The following is a 23,547-nucleotide window of genomic DNA, read 5'->3' as shown; positions in this document are numbered from 1 at the left end:
GATTGATCGAACAAACGATTTGCTGCCGCATTTCTCTCTTATCGGGGGACGAGTGCCACTGAGGAGAATGACATGAAGAGAATTATTAGCAGCCTGTTGATCGCGACGGCCCTTGTTGGATCGGCTATTCAGCCTGCTGCCGCGCGTGACCACCATCATCATCACGATAATACCGGCCGCATCATCGCCGGCGGCGTTGCCGCGGGTGTCGTCGGCGGTCTGATCGGCGGCGCACTCGTCAATGGCGGTGGCCCTCGCTACGTTGATGAAGGCCCTCGTTATGTCGAGAGCCCCCGTTATGTCGAACCCCAGCCGAGATGCTGGTATGAGGACCGGGACGTGCGCAACCGCTATGACGGCGGCTACCACGCCGAAACCGTCCGGGTCTGCGAATAGGCCTGGGCATTTTGCAGTGGTCGTCAGTACCGCTCAAACGTCAGCCGAGGCTGCGGTCCGTAGCTTCGGCTTTCTTGTTTTAATATCAATGACTTGCCTGCCGGGAGAGAGCCCCTCATCCGGCTGCCGCCACCGACCGGGGTCGAGACCAGCGGTTCGACCCCGGTTGCGTTAGGGTGAGGGTCAGCATTCGACGCCAACGGGGTACCAACGCCCAGTCCTCTTCGATCAAGCGCGTCAATCCCAAACCGGTCATCAACCGCAACCTCTACCACGGCTTTTCGCAGGCGCTGTCCTGTGGCAAGAAGGGTTGTGACGCGCGGCGCTGAACGGGGAGGAAGATCGATAACGATGAAGGGAATTCGCCAGCTCGCCGAGCATCTCGACATTTCGATCGGCACCGTGTCCCGTGCGCTGAACGGCAAGCCCGACGTCAACGAAGAAACGCGCCGGCGCGTGCTCGCTGCTGCCGAGGAGCTCGGTTACGTCGCCAACCAGTCGGGCCGCAGCCTCCGCCAGGGCATGACCAACGTCATCGGGCTGATGCTTGAGGTCAGCCGCGAGACGGTCGAAAACAGCGATGACTTCTTCCTCGGTGTCACCGACGGGCTGCAGAGCGTCTTTTCCCGTCACAAGCTCGATCTGGTCATGCTGCCCTGCCCCGATGACGAGGATCCGCACGAATATTTAAAGCGCATGGTGGCGCGCCGCCTTGTCGACGCGATGATCATTTCAGCGACCCGACGCACCGACCGGCGCATCGAACTGTTGGAAAAGGTCCGAATCCCATTTGTGGCGCTCGGCCGCAGCGCCTCCGGCGGCAGCTATACGTGGATGGATCTTGATTTCGAAGGCGTGGCGGCGCGCGGCGTCGACCGGCTGGTCGCCAAGGGTCACCGGCGGATCGCGGTGGCGGCCCCCTCTTCCGACATTAATCTCGGCTATATCTTCCTCGACAGTTACCGCCAGGCGCTGAAACGCCACGGTATTGCCTTCGACCCGGCCCTCGTTATCCGGGTCAAGTCGAGCGAACAAGGCGGTTATCAGGCTGGGCACGAACTGCTGATGATTAAAGAGCGGCCGACGGCGATCATCCTGATCCACGAACTGATGGCGATCGGTCTCTACCGGCGGCTTGCCGAGGCCGGCATCGTTCCCGGCCGCGACCTCGCCGTCGTCGGTTTCCGCGAGGAGCCGCGCACGCATTTCCTGCAGCCGTCGCTGACCTCCTTCCGGATGTCGCTGCGCGATCTCGGCGCCCAGCTCGGCGAAACCCTGCTCGCCACCATGCCGACCTATGCCGAGCATTATCCGCAAGGAGCCCGCAGCCGGATCTGGCCGCTGGAACTTGTTCCCGGCGAAAGCGATGCTTTCACGCTGACGGGCTGAGCTTCCCTCACACCCGGCTCGGCGCCGCCGGCGGCTCCCGGCTCGACAGTTGACGCGTGACGAAGAAGACCAGCAGGGCGCCGACAGCAAGGCAGGCGGCGAGGAAGAATATCGGCGCGATCGTGCTGCCGCTCGCCTCCTTGATCCAGGGCACGACATTCTGGGCGACGAAGCCGCCGAGATTTCCAACCGAATTGATGGCGGCAAGGCCGGCGGCGGCACCGGCCCCTTTCAGGAAACGTGAGGGCAGGCTCCAGAACACCGGCTGCGGTGCGAAGATGCCGGCAGCGGCGACGCAGAGGAAGGCGAATTGCAAGGCGTGGTTCGGGATCAGCGCCGACAGCAGCAGGCAGGCGGCGCCGATCAAGGCCGGAATGACGATATAGGGCGTCTTCGACTGTGCCTTGTCGGCCATGGTGGGAACGGCATAGAGCGCGACCGCAACCAGCAGCCAGGGAATGATGTTGAGGAAACCGTTCACCGTATTGCTGACGCCGAAGGCTTGGACGATGGTCGGCAGCCAATAGCTCAGGCCATAGGCCGAGAGCGGAAAGGCGATATAGCAAAGCGCCATCAGCAGGACGCGCGGGTCGATCAGCGCCTTGAAGCCGTTTCCCGCATTTTCGCCCATGCCGGCATTTTCCGAGGCGAGCCTTCGTTCGAGCCAGTCCTTCTCCTCGCCATTCAGGAAACTTGCGTTTTCAGGCCGGCCGGGAAGATAAAAGAAGGTGACGATGCCGGCGATAACGGCTGGAATGCCGGTCGCCAGGAAGACCCACTCCCAGCCGGCAAGGCCGTAAAGACCGTCGAGGTCGAGCAGCACGCCGCCGAGCGGTGCGCCGACGGCATTGGCGATGGCGCTGAAGATCATGAACAGCCCGACCATCCGGCCGCGATAGGCCGAGGGGAACCACAGCGTCAGCAGATAGAGCACGCCCGGAAAGAAGCCGGCCTCGCAGACGCCGAGCAGGAAGCGCAGGATATAGAACATCGTCGCATTCTGCGTGAAGGCGAGCGCGACGGTGACGAGGCCCCAGGAGACCAGGATGCGGGCGAACCAGACACGGGCGCCGAGCCTCTCGAGGAAGAGGTTGCTCGGTACCTCGAAGAGAAAATAGCCGATGAAGAACAGCGAGGCGCCGAGGCCGTAGGCATATTCGCTCATGCCAAGGGCATCGACCATCTGCAGCTTGGCAAAGCTGACATTCTGCCGGTCGATATAGGCGATGAGATAAAGGATGCCGAGAAACGGCATCAGCTTCCAGGTGATTTTCGAGATCAGCCGCTTCTCATCGACCATGCATATTCTCCGGAATGACCATGATTTGGTCAAAGGATAGATAGCGCCGCTCGCCAATATTCAATTGCGCGAGGTATTTTCTCCGATGCCGCAACCCTGATTGGTGGCCGCACCCGGAAACCGGTGCGGCTTAGAACAGGATGATTTTAGGCCGGTTGGCCTAAAATCTGAATCCTGTTCTAAATTAAAGAGTTAGAGCATGATGTCGTCCGAAAACCGCTCACACTTTTCGGCATCAGGCTCTAGCCTTGATCATTCGGCAGCGGCAACGGCGGCGCGGCGGCCGATCGTTGCCTGGGTCAGCACGAAGGCGAAGAAGGCGCAGAGCGCAATGCCGGCGGCCATCGGAACGGCGGTGCCGTCGAAGAACAGGCTCGATATCACCATGGCGACGGCGGCGATGACGAAATGCAGCGTGCCCATCAGCGATGAGGCGGTGCCGGCAATCGCGCCGTGATCCTCAAGCGCCAGCACGGCGCTCGTCGGGATGACGAGGCCGAGGAAGCCGTAGCCGATGAACAGGAAGGTTGCCATGACGGGCAGCTGGTTGAAGCCTGAAGCCATCACCACCGCCATGACCACCATGGCAAGCGCGAAGGCGCTGACCGCGATCCGCATGACGCGCACCAGGCCGAAACGCTCGCCGAGCCAGCCGGTCGCCTGCGACACCGCGAAGAAGGAGACGGCGTTGATCGAGAAGGCGAAGCTGTATTCGGTCGGCGTCAGCCCGTAATGCTGGATCAGCACAAAAGGCGAGTTGGCGAGATAGACGAGGAAGCTCGAAATGCCGAGGCCGCCGATGAAGGTCAGCGTGAGGAAATTGCGGTCGGAAAGCAGCAGCCGGTAGGCCGTCATGGCGCTCTTGAGGCCGCTGCCGCTACGCTCCTTGGCCGGCCGGGTTTCCTCGAGCTGGGTGGCAAGCAGGACAAGGCCGATGAAGGCGGCAATCGTCACCGCCCAGAATACGCCGCGCCAGCCGTAGAATTCGATGACGGCGCTGCCCGTCAGCGGCGCCAGGATCGGCGAGATCGAGAAGACCAGCATCAGCAGCGACATCAGGCGTGCGGCCTGCACGCCGGTATGCATGTCGCGGACGATGGCGCGCGGAATGACCATGCCGGCAGCACCGCCGATGCCCTGGACGAAACGGAAGGCGATCAGCGTTTCGATATCGGTCGCCAGCGCGCAGCCGATCGAGGCGACGGCGAAAACGCCGATGCCGAGATAGAGCGGCAGCTTGCGGCCCCACATATCCGACAGCGGACCGTAGACTAGCTGGGCAAGCGCAAAGGAGATGAAGAAGGCGAGAAGGGTCAGCTGGGTGACGTTGTTATCCGCATGCAGATCCTGGCCGATCGACGGCAGCGCGGGAAGATACATGTCGATGGCGAAGGGCCCGATGGCCGAGAGTAGGCCGAGAATGAGGGCCATGCGAAAGAAGGAAGCCGTCATAAGGGTGATCTTTCATAAAAGCGCGGCGAAGGCGCCGGGATGGTCGCTTCGCCGCATGGCTCTTAAGGGGGTAATGATGATCGTTCGCGCGAAGACGAAGTTGGGAGCTCATATCTCCAGCGGCGGAACCAGACGTGTCAATAAATTTGGACAGTGATGTAAACTAGGCGCCATTGTCTAAAACGTCAAGACGCCTTATCTTCGCTGTCATGAAAGATCGCATGACACCGGCAGCCCGGATGAAGGGGCATACGCAGCGCGGACAATGCGCCAAGCGCATGTCGATCCTCGATGCCGCCGCCGACGTCTTCTGCCGCCAGGGTTTTGCCGGCGCCAGCATCGACGAGATTGCGGCTGTCGCCTGCGTTTCCCGCCAGACGATCTACAATCACTACCGCGAGAAGGAAACCCTGTTCGTCGCCGTCGTCGAGGACGTCATGAACCGCGCCAACGCCATGCTCTTCTCTGTGTTGTCGAGCTTTCCCGACAGCGCCGACAGTCTGGAGGACGGGCTGACGGCGTTTGCCGTGCGCCTCAACAAGAACTGCATCTGCAATCACGACGGAAAATTCCTGCGCAAGCTGGTGCAGACGGAGGGTGAGCGATATCCGCACCTCTTTGAAGGCTGGCGCCAGCAGGGGCCAGGCAAGCTGACCACCGCCCTTTCCGCACTTCTGGCGCGGCTCGCCCATAAAGGCGCACTCGTCATCGACGATTTCGACGTCGCCGCCCGGCAGTTCGTGGCGCTCGCCAATGCCGACCTGCAGATGATGACGCTCTTCGGTGGCACGCCCACCGATGAAGAGCTTGAGAAGGCGGCGCGCAATGCCGTCCGTACCTTTCTCAAGGCCTATGGCAGACCGGTCATGGAAAAGGACGAGCGTCAGCCGCAGCTTGCTGCCATAGCGGGCTGATCAGGCCCGTCCGATCAGGCCCCCTATGATCCGGCAAAGACCGTCATCTGCGAGGGCACGACAGCAAACATGCCGACGCGGCGTGCAGCAAGATATTTCACCAACTGCTGGACGACGGAAGGCATGACCGGCTTCTGCACCACGCCGACCGCGCCCTTGACGCCATCGGCGACAACTTCGGGATTGCCGGTCATGAACACGACGGCAATGCCGTGCTCTTGCGCCAGCCGCCGGCCGATCTCAGGCCCGGTCGGCCCGTCGGCGAGATTGACGTCGACGAAGGCGATATCGGCAAGCGGCGCCAGCCGCAGCGCCTGTTCGCGATCGCTCGCAAGACCTGCGACCTGCATACCCATGTCTTCCACCGTTGCCCCGAGATCCAGGGCAATGAGGAATTCATCTTCGACAATCAATACTCTCTGTCTCATGAGGTCATCTCGCTGCCAGCGCCGCACGACATTTGTGGCCATGATACGTCCCCTTGTTACGCATTTACTTCGGAAGAGGTATCCGCTCCGGCAGCCATCCCTGCACGAAACTCCCAGCCGAAACGGCCAAGTTGAAGATATGTTCCGCGGTGGAACGCGATTTCTTATATTTAAGGCATTGTTAACGTTGATAAATTCTTAACAAGAAAGCCGGCGAAGCAAAAAACGGCGCTAAATTGTGCTCAATCTCAAGCGCGCACCTTCTGGATGAAGGCGTGATGACGCGATATGATTATTCCGTTGGCATGAAGATCGAGGCTCACGTTGAAAACCAAACTTATCGTCTTGGCCACGGTCGTCGTCAGCCTTTTCGCCTATACCAAATTGATGGCCAGAATCGGCTCGGGCTCGCCGCCTCCGGATGCGCCGCTCGCGCAGCAGGCCGACCTCATCCGCGTTTATAAATCCGAACGCCGCCTGGTCCTTCTCAAAGGGGATGTTCCGATCTCGACATATCGGATTTCCCTTGGGCAGGCTGCCGATGCCGGTCCTAAGCAACGGGAAGGTGACGAAAAAACGCCGGAAGGGCGCTATGAAATCGACTGGCGCAATCCCAAGTCCATGGCGCATCTGAGCCTGCACATTTCCTATCCGAGCCCCGACGACCAGCGCAATGCCGCAGCCGGGGGCTTTCCGCCCGGCGGCAACATCATGATCCACGGGCTGCCCAACGGCTGGGGCCTGTTCCAGGAGGCCCATCGGCTATGGGATTGGACGGATGGCTGTATTGCCGTCACCAATGCGGAGATGCGCGATATCTGGGCCCGCGTCCCCGATCATACGCCCATCGACATCATGCCCTGAGGGTTAATCACCCCTTGTCCTTCCTGACGAGCACCGGCTTGCTGCGGTAATCGGCAGGAAACAGCGATTTCAGAATACATCAGCACGTATACCGAGTGACGGCGAGCACGGCGATAACAGAGGCGACAAGTCCAAGCATGGTGCGGACAGCGTGGAACGTTAGCCACGTATTCAGCGCTGCAGCAACCCGATCAGGGGGAATGGACTTGCTGGCGAATTGGCTGTTCATCGGCCCGTTGTAGATCGAAGTAATGACAAGATGACCAACAATGCAGACCAGCGCGACACCCCAGAGGTAGCGCTGTTCCGGGTTGGACCAACCAAGCCAGAGCGAACCCACCAAGCCAAGAAGCATCGCGGTCAGGCAGACAGGCAGCGTGCGGCCAATGAAACGAAGATTCTTTGCGAACCCGTCAAGGAATTCCGCCGGCGGCAGACTTTTCCAGTGCGATCCAAGCGTCAGGCCAATGGTCAGCAGGACCCCTGTAAAGATACAGGTGCCACACACCGCGAGAATGTTGAATATCAATCTTAGTGTCACGTCGTATTACTCCTTCACGGCGATAACCCACCAATGGAAAGGTTTATCAGGCTTGACCCCTACGCCACGCAGATGCCGGGTACGGCGACCCTCTGGAAAAGATGCGGCATGGCGACGGCCGAAGACGGATAGGCTGAGAGCTTTGCGACGAATTCCGGGTGGGTGAACGCAGCCTGGAAATCCCTGGTCAATTCCCAAACTGCGTAGTTCAGATGCGCCGGACTCTCGCCGATCGCCCGGTGAAGCTGGGTCGAAATGAAGCCAGGCTGAGCCTTCATGAAAGCCGCATCCGCCTTCCAGGCTTCAAGGAAGGCCGCCTCGTCGTCCTTGCTGAGCGTGAAAATGTTGACGAGCACGACCGGCGAGGCGTCGACGCCGATCTGGAATTCAATCGGGAAAGCCGGATCGATTGGGCGCCTGAGCGGCATAGCCAGCTCCTTTCAATTTGGTCATATGATGTCAATTGGGTTCGATAGTGCAATATAGCGTTGACATCATGATGTCAACAAGACCATATGGTGGCAAATGAGTGATATAGAGCAAACCGCAGTTGCTGAAGCCTTGACCGATTTCATCCTCACGATGTTTCGGACGAATAACCTGACCCTGGCATGGGGGGACCGTCTCGTCGCCCCCCTCGGGCTGACGAGCGCTCGTTGGCAGATCTTGGGAGCGATTGTCGCGACGGAACGTCCGCAACCCGTCGCGTGGCTGGCTCGCGACTTAGGCGCAAGCCGCCAGAATATTCAGCGCATCGTCAAAGATCTGGTGAAAGAGGGGTTGGTCGTGCTCGCCGCCAATCCACATCACCGCCGGGCGCAACTGGTGGTGCTGACGGATAAGGGAAGGCAGACCTTCAACGCTGCCATCCGTCTGTACAACCCCAGAATCAATGAACTCTCGGATGGACTTTCGATTGAGGACATTCAAACGGCGCACCTGCTCATGAGCGAGTTGCGGCGCAGGCTTGAAGGAGAAGAGAATGTTGAAGAGCAGGGCTGATCGCTACGGCGCCGTCGCGGTATCCATACATTGGCTGAGCGCCATTCTCATTATAGCGCTCCTCGGATCGGGCTTTCGGGCTGCCAATGCCGGGGATGCGGCCGCCAAGGCGGGGATCCTGCGTTTCCACATTCCAGTGGCGATCGTCGTCTTGCTTCTGACCGCTCTTCGCATTGCCTGGTGGCGTTTCGATCGGAAGCCGCTGCCCGTGCAGGGATCGCCCCGCTGGCAGGAGCGCATCGCGCGCTGGATTCACCTCGCCTTCTACGTCGTCATTCTCGGTATGGTCGCCAGCGGCATCGGAATGATGGTCCTCAGCGGCGCGGCGCCTGCGGTCTTTGGCGCGCCCGGCGCGATCTTGCCGAACTTTACCCAGTATCCACCACGCGTTCCCCATGGCATTGGCGGCTTCTTGATCGTCGGGCTGCTGATACTTCACGCCGGAGCAGCCCTCTACCATCAGTTCGTGCGCCGCGACCGGCTTCTCCGGCGGATGTGGTATAGCGGCTGATTGGAAAGGAAGTGGGCCGCTGATGACTCGGCCCACTCGCCAGGTACGAAGATCATCGCGCAACGCGACGGTGTTCCCCCGCGGAAACCAACTCTATCTGGGCCTGCGTTCCCAATCATACGCCTATCGACATCATGCCCTGAGGGGTAATCACCCCTTGGCCTTCCTGACGAGCACCGGCTGGCTGCGGTAATCGGCGGGAAACAGCGATTTCAGATTATCGATTTTCGGCAGGTCGTTGTAGACGATATAGGGGTAGGTCGGATTGAGCGTCAGAAAATCCTGATGATAGGCTTCGGCGGGATAGAAGCCGGCGCTATCGGAGACCTTGGTGACGATCGGCTGGGCGAAGACATGCGCCTTGTCGAGCTGGCCAATATAGCGCTCGGCGACCTTGCGCTGCTCGGGACCGACGACGAACAGCGCAGAGCGGTATTGCGTGCCCTGATCCGGGCCCTGGAAATTCAGCTGCGTCGGGTTGTGCGCCACCGAGAAGAAGATCTGCAGCAGCTTACCGTAGCTGACCTTGCTCGGATCGAACGTCACCTCGACGGATTCGGCATGACCTGTCGAGCCGCTGCTGACGGTTTCATACTGCGCCGTTCCGGCCTTGCCGCCGGCATAGCCGGAAACGGCGCTTTTGACGCCCTTGACGTGCTGAAAAACGCCTTGGACACCCCAGAAGCAGCCGCCGGCGAAAATAGCGGTCTCGGTGCCCGGTCCGGGAGCCTCGTCGACATCAGGCGGCGGGATGACGACGGCATCTTCAGCCGCGCTTGCGGCACCCGCAGCGATTGAGAAAATCGTGACGGCCAGGAGCGCGGCAAGGCTCCGGCGGCGGTAAGACATGGACATGGCGCTACTCCCTGCGATTGTCCAAATCCTTGCCTATTCCTTGAGAGGCCGCAAATCACAAGGCGATCACTCACGCCGATGTGACAGCCGGACGAAAGCGCCTGTGTGAAGATGAAACAGCATGCAACCTGAGTTGACAATCTCGCGAGGAGTGAGGAGAGTGCCCGCCGGTCAGAGCCAGCATTTCCGGGGGGAATTTTATGTCCATGCGCTCGTTTTTCGCTTTCGCGACAATCGCGTTTTCCACCATGGTCGTCAGCTTTCCCGCCGCCGCTGCGGAGACCAAGCGCGACATCCAGACGATCAAGGACGCCGATTTCTTCGGCTTCGATCTTCGCACCGAGCAGAATGTCTCGCTCGATCAGTGCAAGACCTCCTGCATCGGCGATAAGAGCTGCAAGGCCTTTACCTACAATCCCAAGGTGAAATGGTGCTTCCTGAAGTCCGATTTCAAGACGATGAACGCCTTCCCCGGCGCCATTGCCGGCAAGATCGTCGAAACCACCGCCCAGAAGGAGCAGGATCTCGGCGCCGCGCCGCGCCTGACCTTCCTGACCAACGATCTGATCCAGCAGGCCCACGACTTCAAGGACAATCTTGAGCTGACCGACGACCAGCAGGGCCAGGGCGTCGACAGCCTGACCGCCAATGCCCGTCTCGACCTCACCGCCAATAATCTTGCCGACGCGCTCAAGTCCTTCCATGGCGCGCTGTCGATCACCCCTGACGACGCCGATCTCTGGCTCGAAACCGCCCGCGCCGCAGCTTCGCTCGGCACCGCCGAGAGCGGTACGAGCGGCCAAGCCGTGCTCGACGCGCTGAACGGCTACGAGTTGACGCGCACCAAGCCCAAGCGCGCCGAGGCGCTCGCCGTCCTCGCCGACGCCCTGGACCGAAACGCCAATTACCGCCCGGCGCTCGACGCCTACAAGGCGAGCCTGGCGCTGGTTGCCTCCGAGGATGTGCAGACAGCCTACCTGCAGCTGAAGGCGACGCAGGGCTTCCGCATCACCGAACACACGGTCGATGCCGACAGCGCCACGCCGCGCGCCTGCGTCACCTTCTCCGAGGCACTCATCAAGACCACCGACTATACGCCCTTCGTGACGCTGAACGGTGCAGCGCCCAAGGCGCTGGAAACCAAGGACAAGCAGATCTGCGTCGAGGGGCTGACGCATGGCGAAACCTATAAGCTCGGTTTCCGCACCGGCCTGCCGTCATCCGTCGACGAGGCGCTCGAAGCGCCCGTCAGCATCGACGTCTATATCAAGGACCGCAGCCAGATGGTGCGTTTCACCGGCGACAGCTTCGTGCTGCCCTCGACGGCGCGCCGCGGCATTCCGATCGTCTCGGTCAACATGGCCTCTGCCAACCTCAAGCTCTACCGCATCGGCGATCGCGCCATCGCGCCGCTCTTGACCAACTCTCAATTCCTGACCCAGCTCGACGGCTACAGCGCCCAGAACATCCAGGATCAGAACGGCGAACTCGTCTGGCAGGGCTCGATCGAGATTGCCGACGAGCTCAACAAGGACATCGTCACCAGCTTCCCGGTCGATGAAGCGCTGCCCGAGCGCAAGCCCGGCGTCTACGTGATGACGGCAACGGGGCCAAACGGCCCGGCGCAGGAGTGGGACTCGCAGGCGACGCAATGGTTCCTCGTCTCCGATATCGGCATCACCACCTATGCCGGCACGGACGGGCTCAACATCTTTACCCGTTCGCTTGCCTCGGCAAAGCCGATATCGGGCGTCGAGCTGCAGCTGCTTGCCAAGAACAATGAAGTGCTCGGCACCGCCAAGACCGACGAGAACGGCCGCGCCACTTTCACCGCCGGCCTGATCCGCGGCACGGCGGCGCTGACACCGGCCGTCATCACCGCAAAGAACGGTACCTCGGACTATGTTTTCCTCGACATGACGCGGGCCGGCTTCGATCTCTCCGACCGCGGCGTGACCGGCCGCGCCGCACCCGGCGCGATCGACGTCCTGACCTTCACCGAGCGCGGCATCTATCGCGCCGGCGAAACGGTGCATGCCCAGGCGCTTGCCCGCGACACCGATGGCAACGCCATCGAGAACCTGCCGCTGACCTTCATCTTCAGCCGTCCCGACGGTGTCGAAGATCGGCGGATCGTCAGCCAGACCAGCAATCTTGGCGGTTACAGCGTCGACTTCCCGACCCAGGAAAACGCCATGCGCGGCACCTGGACGATGAACATCTATACCGATCCCAAGGGCAGTGCGATCGCCAGCAAGAGTTTCCTGGTCGACGATTTCGTGCCGGACCGCACCGACCTGGAGATCAAGACCGAGGCCAAGGAAATCGGCCCGGATACGCCGGCGACGATTAATGTTTCCGGCAAATATCTCTATGGCGCACCGGCCGCCGGCCTGACGCTCGAGGGCAATGTCGTCGTCAAGCCGACACGCGAGAGCGCCGCCTATAAGGGCTTCCTCTTCGGGCTTGCCGACGAGGAGGCGAGCGAGGATTCGCGCCTGCCGATCGACGGCCTGCCGGAACTCGACGAGAACGGCGAAGCCTCGACCGATCTGACCGTCGGCGACCTGCCGGCAACGACCCAGCTGCTCAACGCCACCGTCTATATCAGCATGCAGGAGGCCGGCGGCCGTGCCATCGAGCGTTCGCTGACCCTGCCGGTGAAGAATGAGCGCGCTTCGATCGGCATCAAGCCGGAATTTTCCGACGATCTGCCCGAGAATTCGATCGCCAACTTCACGGTGATCGGCGTCAACGCCGGCGGCGAGAGGCAGGAGGCCAAAGGCCTGCGCTGGAAATTCTACAGCCTCAACCGCGAGTACCAATGGTATCGCGAGGGAACGGCATGGAAATACGAGCCGGTCTACACCGCCGAACAGATCGCCAATGGCAGCGTCGACGCGACGACGGACGGCGGCAAGATCTCCGTGCCGGTGAAATGGGGCCGCTATCGCCTTGAAGTGGAAAGCCCGGATGCCGACGGCCCGACCTCCAGCGTCGAATTCGACGCCGGCTGGTTCGTGGCCTCCACCTCGACCGAAACACCGGACGGGCTGGAAATCGCCCTCGACAAGGACAGCTACAAGGTCGGCGACACCGCCAAGCTGAAAGTCACCTCGCGCTATGGCGGCGAGCTGACGGTCATGGCCGGAACCGAAAAGCTGGTTGCCGTGCAGAATGCGACGATGGGAGAAACCGGCGGCGAGGTCGATATCCCCGTCACCGCGGACTGGGGCGCCGGCGCTTACGTGACCGCCACCCTCTTCCGCCCCGGCGATGCCCAGGACAGTCACATGCCGATGCGTTCGATCGGCATCAAATGGCTGAAGGTCGATCCCGAGCAGCGGGCGCTGCAGGTCAAGCTCGACACGCCGGAAAAGATGCTGCCGCGCGGACCGTTGAATATCGGCCTGCAGGTTGCCGGCGCCGGCGCCAATGAAGATGCCTATGTCACGGTTGCCGCCGTCGATGTCGGTATTCTCAACCTGACGCGTTACGAACCGCCGAACCCGGAAGACTGGTATTTCGGCCAGCGGCAGCTTGGCCTTGAAATCCGCGACCTCTATGGCCGGCTGATCGACGGCTCGCTGGGTACAACCGGCAAGCTTAGAACCGGCGGCGACGGCGGCGCCATTGCGCTGCAGGCAAGCCCGCCGACGCAGAAACTCGTCGCCTTCTTCTCCGGACCGGTGAAGCTCGACGCCGACGGCAAGGCCAATGTCTCCTTCGACATTCCGCAATTCAACGGCACGGCGCGCGTCATGGCGGTGGCATGGTCGAAGACCGGTGTCGGCCACGGCGTCAAGGATGTCATCATCCGCGATCCCGTCGTCGTCACCGCGAGCCTGCCGAAATTCCTCGCCCCCGGCGACAAAGCCAATCTGCGCCTCGACATCGCCAATACCGATGCGCCGGCCGGCGACTACAAGCTGCAGCTGACCGGCAATGACGCGGTCGGCATCGACCAAGCCTCCGCCGCGCAGACGATCCGGCTGGAGGCCGGCGCCAAATCCGAGCTGACGCTCTCGCTCATCGGCAAACAGCCGGGCGCCGGCAGCGTCTCGATCAACCTCTCCGACGCCTCCGGCCTTTCGCTCGACCAGACCGTCGACGTGCCGGTGCGCCCGTCATCCCTGCCGATCACCGAACGCAGGGTGCTGGCGCTGAAGCCCGGAGCAAAGCTTACCGTTGACAAGAACCTGCTTGCCGACAGCGTGCTGCCCGGTGCCTCGATCAGCGTCAACGTCACCCGTTCGGCCGCCTTCGACATCCCGGCGCTGCTGATGACGCTCGACCGCTATCCCTTGGGCTGCGCCGAGCAGACCACCAGCCGGGCGCTGCCGCTGCTCTATCTCGCCGAAGTGGCGAAGCAGGCCGGCATCGAAAATGACGACGATGTGCACAAGCGCGTGCAGGATGCGATCTACCGCGTGCTCTCCTACCAGGCCTCGGCCGGCAGCTTCGGCCTCTGGGGACCGGATTCAGGCGACGTCTGGCTCGATAGCTACGTCACCGATTTCCTGACGCGGGCCCGCGAAATGAAATATGACGTGCCGGAAAAGGCCTTCGTTCAGGCGCTCGAAAACCTGCAGAACACGCTCTCCTACACCACCGACATCAAGGGCCAGGGCGACCAGATCGCCTATGCCATCTATGTGCTCGCCCGCAACAAGAAGGCGGCGATCAGCGATCTGCGTTATTATGCCGATACGATGATCAACGACTTCCCGACGCCGCTTGCCAAGGCGCATATCGCCGCCGCACTGGCGCTCTATGGCGACGCCCAGCGTTCGAAGAACATCTTCGTCGACGCGCTGCAGATGTCCGAGCAGTCGATGGTGTCGCGGGTGAACCTGTCGCACACCGACTACGGCACGATCCTGCGCGATGGCGCGGCGATCCTGGCGCTCGCCGCGGAAAGCCGGCCGGTGCCGCCCGTCATCCCGGATCTTGCCAAGGCCGTCGCCAAGGAATGGGGTCGCAGCAAATATAAGAGCACCCAGGAAGAGACCTGGATGCTGCTTGCCGCTCGCGCCATTCAGGGCGGCGATGACGGATCGAAGGTCGACGTCAACGGCGCGGCCCATACCGGGGCCTATATGGCCCGCATGAGCGGCGATGCGCTCGCCGACCATCCGCTGACGCTGACCAACCAGACGAGCGACGCAGTCTCGGCTGTCGTCACCACCGTTGCCGCCCCGACCGTGCCGCTGCCGGCCGGCGGCGACGGCTTCATGATCGAGCGCAGCTATTACACGCTCGACGGCGAAGAGGCGAATGTCAGCGAAGCCAAGCAGAACGAACGCTACGTCGTCGTCATCCATGTGCGCGAGACCAACGACTGGCCGTCGCGCATCGTCATCACCGACCTTCTGCCGGCTGGTTTCGAGATCGACAATCCGAACCTGGTCGACAGCGCCCAGATGACGAATTTCGATTGGATTGGCGAAATTTCCGCCGCCCATACCGAATTCCGTTACGACCGCTTCGTCGCCGCCTTCAACCGCGCCCAGGGCGACGAGCGCGAATTCAACGTCGCCTATGTCGTGCGCGCCGTCACCCCCGGCACCTACGACCATCCGGCCGCCAGCGTCGAGGATATGTACCGGCCAGAACTTTCGGCCCGTACAGCGACCGGCAAGATGGAGGTCGTTGCAGCACAATAATGAGCCTGTGGCGCAAGTTTGCGATCGGGTCTGCCGCCGGCATCCTTCTTGCCGGCGCGGCTCTTCTTGCGCTCGACGCCGCCGACAAGGCCTTTCCGCCGCCGCTGGATAGAGCGGACCTGGTTTCCGCCGAGGTGCTGGACGCCGACGGCCAGTTGCTGCGCGCCTTTGCAACGACGGAAGGCCGCTGGCGGCTAAAGACGACGGTTGCCGACGTCGATCCACAATTCCTGCGCATGCTGATTGCCTATGAGGATCAGCGTTTCTACGATCACAATGGTGTCGACCCCTGGGCGCTCGGACGGGCAGCCACGCAATTCGTCCGCAACGGTCGCATCGTTTCCGGCGCCTCGACGCTGTCGATGCAGGTGGCGCGGCTGATCGAGCCGCGGGCGGGACGTTCGCTTTCGGCAAAACTGCTGCAGCTCGCGCGTGCCGTGCAGATCGAGCGGCGGCTGTCGAAGGAACAGATCCTCGATCTTTATCTCACCCATGCGCCCTATGGCGGCAATCTCGAAGGCGTGCGCGCCGCAAGCCTTGCCTATTTCGGCAAGGAGCCGCGTCGCATGACAATCGCCGAGGCGGCCCTGCTCGTCGCCCTGCCGCAATTGCCCGAACGGCGTCGGCCGGACCGCAATCTGAAGGCGGCGCAAGAGGCGCGCAAGCGTGTGCTTGAGCGTGTCGCCGTGACTGAGGCCGTCGGCGATGGCGAGGCGGAGCGCGCCGAGGGTGTCGCTGTCCCCATGCGACGCATGCAATTGCCGGCGCTGGCCGCTCATGTCGCCGAAGCTGCACTGCGCAAGGAGCCTGATGTCCTCAAGCACCAGACGACGCTGAAGAAACAGGTGCAGCAGGGGCTGGAGGCGGTCGCCCGGGCGGCGGCGATGAAACTCGGGCCGAAGCTTTCGCTCGCCATGGTGATGGCGGATGCGCAGACCGGCGCGATCGTCGGCGAGGTCGGCTCGGCCGATTATTTCGACGCCAGCCGCTCCGGCTGGATCGACATGACACGCGTCAACCGTTCTCCCGGCTCGACGCTAAAGCCCTTCATTTACGGGCTCGCCTTCGAGCAGGGCCTCGTCTCCCAGGAGACGATCATCGAGGACCGGCCGGCTGATTTCTTCGGCTACCGGCCGCGCAATTTCGACATGAGCTATCAGGGCGACGTCACCGTGCGCGAGGCCTTGCAACTCTCCTTGAATGTGCCGGCCGTCAAACTGCTCGACGCCGTCGGGCCGTCACGGCTGCTGGTCCGCTTCCGCCGCGCCGAGGTGCGCCCGGTCCTGCCGCCGAACGAGACGCCGGGACTGGCGATCGGTCTTGGCGGCATCGGCATCACGCTGAAAGATCTGGTGCAGCTCTATACGGCGCTCGCCAATCGCGGCCAGCCGGCAAGGCTCGGCGACGGCATCACCGGTGAACCGGGCAAACTCGACGGCGAACCGCTTTTGGAGCCGGTGGCGGTCTGGAACGTCGCCGATATTCTCTCCGGCGTCATTCCCCCCGCCGGCGCGCCGCAGCGCGGCATCGCCTACAAAACCGGCACAAGCTACGGCTACCGCGACGCCTGGTCGGTCGGTTATGACGGGCGTTATGTGCTCGGCGTCTGGGTCGGACGGCCGGATAACAGCGCCGTGCCGGGACTGACCGGCTATGGCACCGCAGCACCCATCCTGTTTGAGGGTTTCGCCAAATCCGGCATCGCGACGACGCCCTTGCCCCGCCCGCCGGCCGGCGCCGTGCGCATCGCCCAGTCCGAACTGCCGATCAGCCAACGGCGTTTCGCGCTGAATGCCAGCGGCCTCCTCGTCGCCTCCGGCCGCGAACCCGCGCCTCAGATCGTCTATCCACCCGAGGGCGCCCATATCGATCTCGGCGCCGGCGCAGGCGACCCGTCGCCGCTGATGCTGAAGCTGCACGGCGGCCGCGCGCCCTTCCGCTGGCTTGCCAACGGCAAGCCGCTGCCCGATCTTTCCCGCCGGCGCACCCAGCAATGGCTGCCCGATGGCGGCGGTTACTCGAAACTGACCGTCATCGACTCGACCGGACGCGCCGCAAGTGTTGGCGTTTTTATCGACTGAGGGAACAAAAGCCGGCCACAACCGTTGGGAACGATCTCTTTCCAAAATCAGCGGCCTCATGACACTCCCGACAGCGACCTACCGGATACAATTCCGCAACGGCATGACCTTCGATCGCGCCTGCGGTCTTGTCCCCTATCTCAAGACGCTCGGTATCAGCCATCTCTACGCCTCGCCGATCTTCACCGCCGTCAGCGGCTCGACCCACGGTTATGACCTCACCGACGCCAACGAGATCGACCCGGCGCTCGGCGGCCGCGCGGGGTTCGACCGGCTGACGGAGAGCCTCGCTTCGGCCGGCATGGGGCTGATCCTCGACATCGTCCCGAACCACATGGCCGCTTCGCCTGAGAACGGCTGGTGGCGCGACGTGCTGATATTCGGCCGGCAGAGCGCCTATGCCGGCCACTTCGACATCGACTGGAACGAGCCGTTGACCCTGCCTCAGCTCGGCCAGGATTTCGAGGCGGCGCTTGCTGGTAACGAGCTGCGCATTACGCTCGACGAAACGCATGGCAATTTCGCCTTCGGTTATTTCGAGACGCTGCTGCCGCTCAACCCCAGCAGTTACGGCGCGATCGCCAACCGGCTCGACGATCCGGTGGCAACGAAAATGGCGGAGGCTGCGGCCGTCACCTCCGGTGAGAACTTCAACCGCGCGATACGCGACATCCTTTTCGAAGGCGGCGATCGCGCAGTCCTTCGGCAAAAACTTGAGGAGGTCTCGTCCGATCGGGATTTTCTCAAAAGTCTGCATGAGACACAGCATTGGCGGCTCACCCATTGGAAGGAAGCGGCGCAGCATCTGAGTTATCGCCGTTTTTTCGAGGTCACCGGGCTTGTGGGAACCCGCGTCGAAAATCCCTCCGTGTTCGAGGACATGCACCGGCTGACGATCGAGCTGGTGCACCATGGCAAGGTGCAGGGCCTGCGCATCGACCATGTCGACGGGCTCGCCGAGCCCAAGGCCTATCTCGACCGGCTCAGGGACGCGGTTGGGCCGGACACCTATATCGTCGTGGAAAAGATCCTCGGGGCCGGCGAAGCGCTGCCGGAGAGCTGGCCGGTCTCGGGCACAACGGGATATGAATTCATCGCTGCACTCAGCGAACTCTTCGTCGATGGCAGCGGCCTGCGCAGATTGGACGATGCCTATCGCAACGTCGCCCGAGAGACAGGCGATCTCGAGGAAGGCCGGCGGCTTGCCAAGCGGCTGATGGTCGAGCGCAACTTTGCCGGCGAGACCGGCAGACTGGCAGCGATCGCCGCGGGGATTTTTCCCGAGATAAACAAAGACGAGATCGCCACGGCGCTGAGCGAACTGCTGATCGCCTTCCCGGTCTACCGCACCTATGGCGACGGCGGTCCGCTCGCTTGGCAGGATTCAGCCGTCCTTGCCGCAACCGCATCGCAAACCATGGCCCGGCTCGATGATCGGCGTGCGCTCGATCATGTGCTGCGGCTTCTCGAAGGCAAGGTCGAAGGGGATGCCGCCCATGAGTTCCGGATCCGCTTTCAACAATTGAGCGGGCCGGTGATGGCGAAGGCGACTGAGGATACGCTGTTCTACCGCTATAACAGGCTGCTTGCCGTAAACGAAGTCGGCGGTGAACCCGGCAAGGCGCCCGATGGCCCGGAGGGATTTCATCGCCGCATGGCCGAGCGGGCGCGGCTGCAGCCGCACGGGCTGTCGGCAAGCGCCACCCATGACACCAAACGCGGCGAGGATGCACGCGCCAGGCTTTATGCGCTGAGCGAGGGGGCGGATGTTTTCGCGCAGGCGGTGGCGTGCTGGCGTGAGATGAACCGGCCATGGCTGACGGAGCTGACGGAGGGCGCCGCACCGGAGCCGAATGTCGAATGGATGCTCTATCAGGCGCTGGCCGGCATCTGGCCGGAGGATTTAGACCGAGGGCGGACGGCCGAGCTTGCCGAGCGCTTCACCGATTACGCGGTCAAGGCGGTGCGCGAGGCGAAACTCCACACCGGCTGGATCGAACAGAATGCCGCCTATGAAGACGCGGTGAGGGCCTATGCGGCGGCGCTGGTTTCACCCGAGAATGACGCCTTCCTCGAGGATTTCGAAAGGGCGCTGCAGCCCTTCATCGCCGCCGGTTACCTCAACAGCCTGTCGCAAACGCTCCTCAAGCTGACGGCGCCTGGCATTCCCGACATCTATCAGGGCTCCGAGGGTTTCGATTTCAGCCTCGTCGATCCCGACAACCGACGCCCGGCCGATCACGAACGGCTCACCGCCTGGCTTGATGAAGCCGGACCGATCGCCAAGCTTCAGGCGGCCGCGTTGAAGCAGCGCATCGTTGCCATCGGCCTGCAGCTGCGCCAGCGGCAGCCGGGGCTCTTTGCCAAGGGTGACTATCTGCCGCTGAAGGTGACGGGCAGCCGGCGCGAGCACGTGCTGGCGTTTGCCCGGGTGCAAAAGGACAATTTTGCGATCGTCGCCGCACCCCGGCTGATGTTCGGCTGGCTCGACCCTGGCGTGCTCTTTTCCGGCCCGGAATTCTGGGAGGATACGGCGATCGCCGTCCCCTCCCCTCTTCACGGGCTGAAGGCGGATCTGGTGACCGGCAAGACGATCGAACCCGGCGGCAGCATTGCGGTCGCCGCCCTGCTCGGCAGTCAGCCGGTCGGGCTGATCAGCCCGATCTGAGGATCGGGCGATAGAGCGACGGCCTTCGAAAAATCGGCCTTGTTAAAATTAGCGCTTGACCTTCCAGTTGCTGGAAGGTGGATAAGCCTCTCCAACTGCCCCTGGGGCATCGGAGATAGTCATGAATATCAAACACGATCACGATCATCATCACGGCCACGCCTATAACGGCGATCACAGCTGTTGCGGCCATGGCCCGGAAAAGACTGCCGGCGCCATGATTCGTGACGCCGTCTGCGGCATGACCGTTGATCCAGAGGCCGGCAGGCCTTCGCTCGATCATGCCGGCCGCCCCTATCATTTCTGCTCCGAGAGTTGCCGGACGAAATTTGCGGCCGCACCGCAGGATTACCTGACGGCGAAGGATCCGGTCTGCGGCATGACTGTCGATCGCTCGACGGCGAAACATTTTCTGAAAGTCGAGGGCGAGAAATTCTATTTCTGCTCGGCCAACTGCCAGACAAAATTCGAAGCCAATCCCTCCGCCTATCGCGACGGCAACCGCCCGGCGGCAAAGCCGGCGCCGCAGGGCACGCTCTATACCTGCCCGATGCATCCGGAAGTCGTCAGCGACCGGCCTGGCGATTGCCCGAAATGCGGCATGGCGCTGGAGCCGATGGGCATTCCGCCTGATGGCGGCCCGAACCAGGAACTTGTCGACTTCACCAGACGGCTTTGGGTCAGCGCCATCCTGGCTCTGCCGCTGCTCGCCCTCGGCATGGGTCCGATGCTCGGCCTGCCGCTCCGGGAAACGATCGGCGAGCCGCAGGCGACCTATGTCGAACTGTTGCTGGCAACGCCTGTTGTGCTGTGGGCGGCCCTGCCCTTCTTCCGCCGCGCCTGGGCATCTGTCGTCAACCGCAGCCCGAACATGTGGACGCTGATCGGTCTCGGCGTTGGCACCGCCTATGTCTACAGCCTCGTTGCCACGCTTGCACCCGGCATTTTCCCGATGAGCTTTCGTGGCCATGGTGCGGCCGTGCCCGTCTACTTCGAGGCAGCGGCCGTCATCGTCGCCCTGGTTTTCGTCGGCCAAGTGCTGGAATTGAAAGCACGCGAACGCACCGGTTCGGCGATCCGCGCTTTGCTCGACCTCGCACCGAAGACGGCGCGGCGCATCGATGCCGATGGCGGCGAAAGCGACGTGCCGGTGGACGAGATTGAGGCCGGCGACCGGCTGCGGGTGCGCCCGGGCGAACGGGTTCCGGTGGACGGTTCCGTCCTAGAGGGTCAGTCGACCGTCGACGAATCGATGATCTCAGGCGAACCCATGCCCGTGGAGAAATCGACGGGCGACGGTCTGACCGGCGGCACGATCAACAAGAACGGTTCGCTCGTCATGTCGGCCGAGCAGGTCGGCGCCGACATGGTCCTGTCGCGCATCGTCGACATGGTCGCCAAGGCGCAGCGCTCGCGGGCGCCGATCCAGGGGGCGGTCGACCGGGTGTCGGCCTTCTTCGTGCCGGCGGTCGTCGCAGCAGCTATCCTTGCCTTTATCGTCTGGGCGGCGGTCGGGCCGGAGCCGAGCCTGGCGAATGGCCTGCTTGCCGCCGTCGCCGTTCTGATCATCGCCTGCCCCTGCGCACTCGGTCTCGCGACACCAATGTCGATCATGATCGCGACGGGGCGCGGCGCCGGAGAAGGCGTGCTGATCAAGGACGCCGAAGCGCTGGAACGTTTCTCCAAGGTCGATACGCTGATCGTCGACAAAACAGGCACGCTGACCGAGGGAAAGCCGAAGCTTACCGACATCGTCGCCTTGGGTGGGACCGACGAAAACCGGCTGCTGTCGCTGGCGGCCAGCCTGGAGCGCGGCTCCGAACATCCGCTCGCCGAGGCGATCGTTTCAGGCGCCGAAGAGCGCGGCGTCGCCTTCGTCGAGGTCACCGGCTTCGAGGCAAAGACCGGCAAAGGCGTTCAGGGCCTTGCCGATGGCGCGATGATCGCGCTCGGCAATGCGGCGATGCTCGCCGATCTCGGCATCGATCCTTCGGCGTTGGCCGGTAAGACCGAAGCCCTGCGCAGCGAGGGCAAGACGGTGATGTTCGTGGTGGTCGACGGCGCCCTTGCCGGTCTCGTCGCCGTTGCCGACCGGATCAAGCCCACGACATCAGCCGCCATCAAGGCACTGCACGACAGCGGCCTGAAGATCATCATGGCGACGGGCGACAATGAGCTGACGGCGCGGGCCGTGGCAAGAAGCCTCGGGATCGACGAGGTTCGCGCCGACATGCTGCCGGAAGGCAAGAAAGCGCTGATCGACGAGCTGCGCGCCAAGGGCGCGGTCATCGCCATGGCCGGCGACGGCGTCAACGACGCGCCGGCGCTCGCCGCCGCCGATGTCGGCATCGCCATGGGCACCGGCGCCGACGTTGCGATGGAAAGCGCCGGCATTACCCTGGTGAAGGGCGATCTCAACGGTATCGTCAGGGCGCGGCGGTTAGCCGAGGCGACGATGCGCAACATCCGCCAGAATCTCGGCTTCGCCTTCGGCTATAATGCGCTCGGAGTACCGGTCGCTGCCGGCGTGCTCTACCCGATCTTCGGGCTGCTGCTGTCGCCGATGATCGCGGCGGCGGCGATGAGCCTGTCGTCCGTCTCGGTGATTTCAAATGCGCTGAGACTGCGCTTTGCAAAATTATAGGAGGTGATGATGAATATCGGCGAAGCATCCGAGCGTTCCGGCCTGCCGTCAAAGACCATCCGCTATTACGAGGATATCGGCCTGATCCGCCCCGAAAGGGGCGGAAACGGCTACCGCGACTATGCCGCGACCGACGTTCACAAGCTGCGCTTCCTGCAGCGCTCGCGCGGTCTCGGCTTTTCCGTCGAGGAATGCCGCCAGTTGCTGGCGCTCTATGAGGACAAAAGCCGGGCAAGCGCCGACGTCAAGGATATCGCCGAGACCAAGCTTGCCGAGATCGACCGCAAGATCCGCGATCTCTCGAATCTACGCCGCACGCTTGTGCATCTCGTGCATGCCTGTCGCGGCAATGACAGGCCGGACTGTCCGATCCTCGAAGAACTTTCGGACGGCGGCTGACCATGTCGGCGCAGACGGCGCGCTCAGGAAAGCTGCGGCATGTTCTGATTGGCCGCCAGCGCGGATGGTAGCCGCTCGTCGGGCTCGTCTTCGCCGTCATCCAGCACGCCGTCATCCAGCCGATGCTTGATCGCAAGCGCATAGATCACGTCGAGGATATTGCGGTCTCTCAGATGAGGATCGGTCAGGGCGAGAAGCGAGGCCCGGACGATCTTCTTGCTGGTGGCCTTCGGACAACGCGCCTTGACAAAATCATAGAGCGCCTGATCCGTCAGCCCTTCCATGGCGCCGTCTACGAGAGCTTCGTAGACCCGCTTCTTATCTTTCATTCTTTATTTTCCCCTCAAATCAGCGGCGTCATGATCTGTCATGTAATTGTCATAAACAATCGCGGATTTGAGATGCGGCGACGGCATATTCGACCCGCACGATTTTTT

Annotated in this window: 18 protein-coding genes; 11 read left to right on the top strand and 7 right to left on the bottom strand. The window is 62.6% G+C overall.

Features of this window, described 5'->3' with window-relative positions; genetic code table 11:
* Positions 1-72: 72 nt before the first annotated feature.
* A complete protein-coding gene (locus tag GR197_RS19625) occupies positions 73-396 on the top strand; it encodes a hypothetical protein (protein WP_164012503.1) in 324 nt (107 codons plus the stop codon).
* Positions 397-747: 351 nt separating this feature from the next.
* Entirely contained in the window at positions 748-1,785 is a 1,038-nt protein-coding gene (locus tag GR197_RS19620) for a LacI family DNA-binding transcriptional regulator (RefSeq protein WP_164012500.1), read from the top strand.
* A 7-nt stretch (positions 1,786-1,792) separates the two neighbouring features.
* Here GR197_RS19620 and GR197_RS19615 read toward each other — a convergent pair whose 3' ends face one another.
* Together GR197_RS19615 and GR197_RS19610 are read right to left on the bottom strand one after the other, a co-directional pair.
* Positions 1,793-3,085: an MFS transporter gene (locus GR197_RS19615; RefSeq protein ID WP_164012498.1), complete on the bottom strand. Its 1,293-nt coding sequence runs from the start codon at positions 3,083-3,085 to the stop codon at positions 1,793-1,795.
* 252 nt (positions 3,086-3,337) lie between these two features.
* On the bottom strand, positions 3,338-4,537 hold the full coding sequence (locus tag GR197_RS19610) for a multidrug effflux MFS transporter (protein ID WP_164012496.1): 1,200 nt from the start codon (positions 4,535-4,537) through the stop codon (positions 3,338-3,340).
* Positions 4,538-4,710: 173 nt separating this feature from the next.
* Between GR197_RS19610 and GR197_RS19605 the strand changes: the two genes are divergently transcribed.
* Complete coding sequence (locus GR197_RS19605) at positions 4,711-5,451, top strand: TetR/AcrR family transcriptional regulator (protein WP_164012494.1); 741 nt, start codon at positions 4,711-4,713, stop codon at positions 5,449-5,451.
* Between the two features lie 23 nt (positions 5,452-5,474).
* On the opposite strand, the gene GR197_RS19600 is transcribed toward GR197_RS19605, so the two are convergent.
* A complete protein-coding gene (locus GR197_RS19600; protein ID WP_164012492.1) occupies positions 5,475-5,921 on the bottom strand; it encodes a response regulator in 447 nt (148 codons plus the stop codon).
* Positions 5,922-6,203: 282 nt separating this feature from the next.
* Between GR197_RS19600 and GR197_RS19595 the strand changes: the two genes are divergently transcribed.
* Entirely contained in the window at positions 6,204-6,743 is a 540-nt protein-coding gene (locus tag GR197_RS19595) for a L,D-transpeptidase family protein (RefSeq protein ID WP_164012489.1), read from the top strand.
* A 79-nt stretch (positions 6,744-6,822) separates the two neighbouring features.
* On the opposite strand, the gene GR197_RS19590 is transcribed toward GR197_RS19595, so the two are convergent.
* On the bottom strand, positions 6,823-7,284 hold the full coding sequence (locus GR197_RS19590; protein WP_164012487.1) for an anthrone oxygenase family protein: 462 nt from the start codon (positions 7,282-7,284) through the stop codon (positions 6,823-6,825).
* 59 nt (positions 7,285-7,343) lie between these two features.
* Positions 7,344-7,712: an antibiotic biosynthesis monooxygenase family protein gene (locus GR197_RS19585; protein ID WP_164012485.1), complete on the bottom strand. Its 369-nt coding sequence runs from the start codon at positions 7,710-7,712 to the stop codon at positions 7,344-7,346.
* Between the two features lie 97 nt (positions 7,713-7,809).
* On the opposite strand from GR197_RS19585, the gene GR197_RS19580 reads away from it, so the two are divergent.
* Complete coding sequence (locus GR197_RS19580) at positions 7,810-8,286, top strand: MarR family winged helix-turn-helix transcriptional regulator (RefSeq protein WP_164012483.1); 477 nt, start codon at positions 7,810-7,812, stop codon at positions 8,284-8,286.
* Positions 8,267-8,797, top strand: coding sequence for a cytochrome b (locus GR197_RS19575; protein ID WP_164012481.1), 531 nt, complete (start codon positions 8,267-8,269; stop codon positions 8,795-8,797). Before GR197_RS19580 ends, GR197_RS19575 begins: the two co-directional genes overlap by 20 nt.
* A gap of 150 nt (positions 8,798-8,947) precedes the next feature.
* Here the strand turns inward: GR197_RS19575 and msrA are convergent, their stop codons facing one another.
* Complete coding sequence (gene msrA, locus GR197_RS19570) at positions 8,948-9,652, bottom strand: peptide-methionine (S)-S-oxide reductase MsrA (RefSeq protein ID WP_164012479.1); 705 nt, start codon at positions 9,650-9,652, stop codon at positions 8,948-8,950.
* Positions 9,653-9,852: 200 nt separating this feature from the next.
* Here msrA and GR197_RS19565 point away from each other — a divergent pair, with 200 nt between their 5' ends.
* The 5 genes from GR197_RS19565 to cueR all read left to right on the top strand — a co-directional run bounded on the left by GR197_RS19565 (position 9,853) and on the right by cueR (position 23,110).
* Positions 9,853-15,318, top strand: coding sequence for an alpha-2-macroglobulin family protein (locus GR197_RS19565; RefSeq protein WP_164012477.1), 5,466 nt, complete (start codon positions 9,853-9,855; stop codon positions 15,316-15,318).
* Positions 15,318-17,399: a penicillin-binding protein 1C gene (gene pbpC, locus GR197_RS19560; RefSeq protein ID WP_164012475.1), complete on the top strand. Its 2,082-nt coding sequence runs from the start codon at positions 15,318-15,320 to the stop codon at positions 17,397-17,399. The genes GR197_RS19565 and pbpC overlap by 1 nt, the downstream gene beginning before the upstream one ends.
* Before the next feature lie 58 nt (positions 17,400-17,457).
* Positions 17,458-20,067, top strand: coding sequence for a malto-oligosyltrehalose synthase (gene treY, locus GR197_RS19555; RefSeq protein ID WP_164012473.1), 2,610 nt, complete (start codon positions 17,458-17,460; stop codon positions 20,065-20,067).
* Between the two features lie 121 nt (positions 20,068-20,188).
* Positions 20,189-22,711 carry a heavy metal translocating P-type ATPase gene (locus GR197_RS19550; RefSeq protein WP_164012471.1) on the top strand — a complete coding sequence of 841 codons (2,523 nt, stop codon included), beginning with the start codon at positions 20,189-20,191 and terminating at the stop codon, positions 22,709-22,711.
* Positions 22,712-22,720: 9 nt separating this feature from the next.
* On the top strand, positions 22,721-23,110 hold the full coding sequence (gene cueR, locus GR197_RS19545) for a Cu(I)-responsive transcriptional regulator (RefSeq protein ID WP_164012469.1): 390 nt from the start codon (positions 22,721-22,723) through the stop codon (positions 23,108-23,110).
* Positions 23,111-23,133: 23 nt separating this feature from the next.
* Here the strand turns inward: cueR and GR197_RS19540 are convergent, their stop codons facing one another.
* Positions 23,134-23,439 carry a hypothetical protein gene (locus GR197_RS19540; protein WP_164012466.1) on the bottom strand — a complete coding sequence of 102 codons (306 nt, stop codon included), beginning with the start codon at positions 23,437-23,439 and terminating at the stop codon, positions 23,134-23,136.
* Positions 23,440-23,547 lie beyond the last annotated feature (108 nt).

Source organism: Rhizobium phaseoli, assembly GCF_010668805.1.
Classification (GTDB): domain Bacteria; phylum Pseudomonadota; class Alphaproteobacteria; order Rhizobiales; family Rhizobiaceae; genus Rhizobium; species Rhizobium phaseoli_A.
Note: the sequence above shows the minus strand (reverse complement) of the source record. Positions and strands in the feature narration are given on the sequence as shown.

Bases quoted from the DNA above. Each gene is read 5' to 3' on its own strand.
- GR197_RS19625 (WP_164012503.1), top strand. From the start codon at position 73: ATGAAGAGAATTATTAGCAGCCTGTTGATCGCGACGGCCCTTGTTGGA.
- GR197_RS19620 (WP_164012500.1), top strand. From the start codon at position 748: ATGAAGGGAATTCGCCAGCTCGCCGAGCATCTCGACATTTCGATCGGC.
- GR197_RS19615 (WP_164012498.1), bottom strand. From the start codon at position 3,085: ATGGTCGATGAGAAGCGGCTGATCTCGAAAATCACCTGGAAGCTGATG.
- GR197_RS19610 (WP_164012496.1), bottom strand. From the start codon at position 4,537: ATGACGGCTTCCTTCTTTCGCATGGCCCTCATTCTCGGCCTACTCTCG.
- GR197_RS19600 (WP_164012492.1), bottom strand. From the start codon at position 5,921: ATGGCCACAAATGTCGTGCGGCGCTGGCAGCGAGATGACCTCATGAGA.
- GR197_RS19585 (WP_164012485.1), bottom strand. From the start codon at position 7,712: ATGCCGCTCAGGCGCCCAATCGATCCGGCTTTCCCGATTGAATTCCAG.
- GR197_RS19580 (WP_164012483.1), top strand. From the start codon at position 7,810: ATGAGTGATATAGAGCAAACCGCAGTTGCTGAAGCCTTGACCGATTTC.
- GR197_RS19575 (WP_164012481.1), top strand. From the start codon at position 8,267: ATGTTGAAGAGCAGGGCTGATCGCTACGGCGCCGTCGCGGTATCCATA.
- msrA (WP_164012479.1), bottom strand. From the start codon at position 9,652: ATGTCCATGTCTTACCGCCGCCGGAGCCTTGCCGCGCTCCTGGCCGTC.
- GR197_RS19565 (WP_164012477.1), top strand. From the start codon at position 9,853: ATGTCCATGCGCTCGTTTTTCGCTTTCGCGACAATCGCGTTTTCCACC.
- pbpC (WP_164012475.1), top strand. From the start codon at position 15,318: ATGAGCCTGTGGCGCAAGTTTGCGATCGGGTCTGCCGCCGGCATCCTT.
- treY (WP_164012473.1), top strand. From the start codon at position 17,458: ATGACACTCCCGACAGCGACCTACCGGATACAATTCCGCAACGGCATG.
- GR197_RS19550 (WP_164012471.1), top strand. From the start codon at position 20,189: ATGAATATCAAACACGATCACGATCATCATCACGGCCACGCCTATAAC.
- cueR (WP_164012469.1), top strand. From the start codon at position 22,721: ATGAATATCGGCGAAGCATCCGAGCGTTCCGGCCTGCCGTCAAAGACC.
- GR197_RS19540 (WP_164012466.1), bottom strand. From the start codon at position 23,439: ATGAAAGATAAGAAGCGGGTCTACGAAGCTCTCGTAGACGGCGCCATG.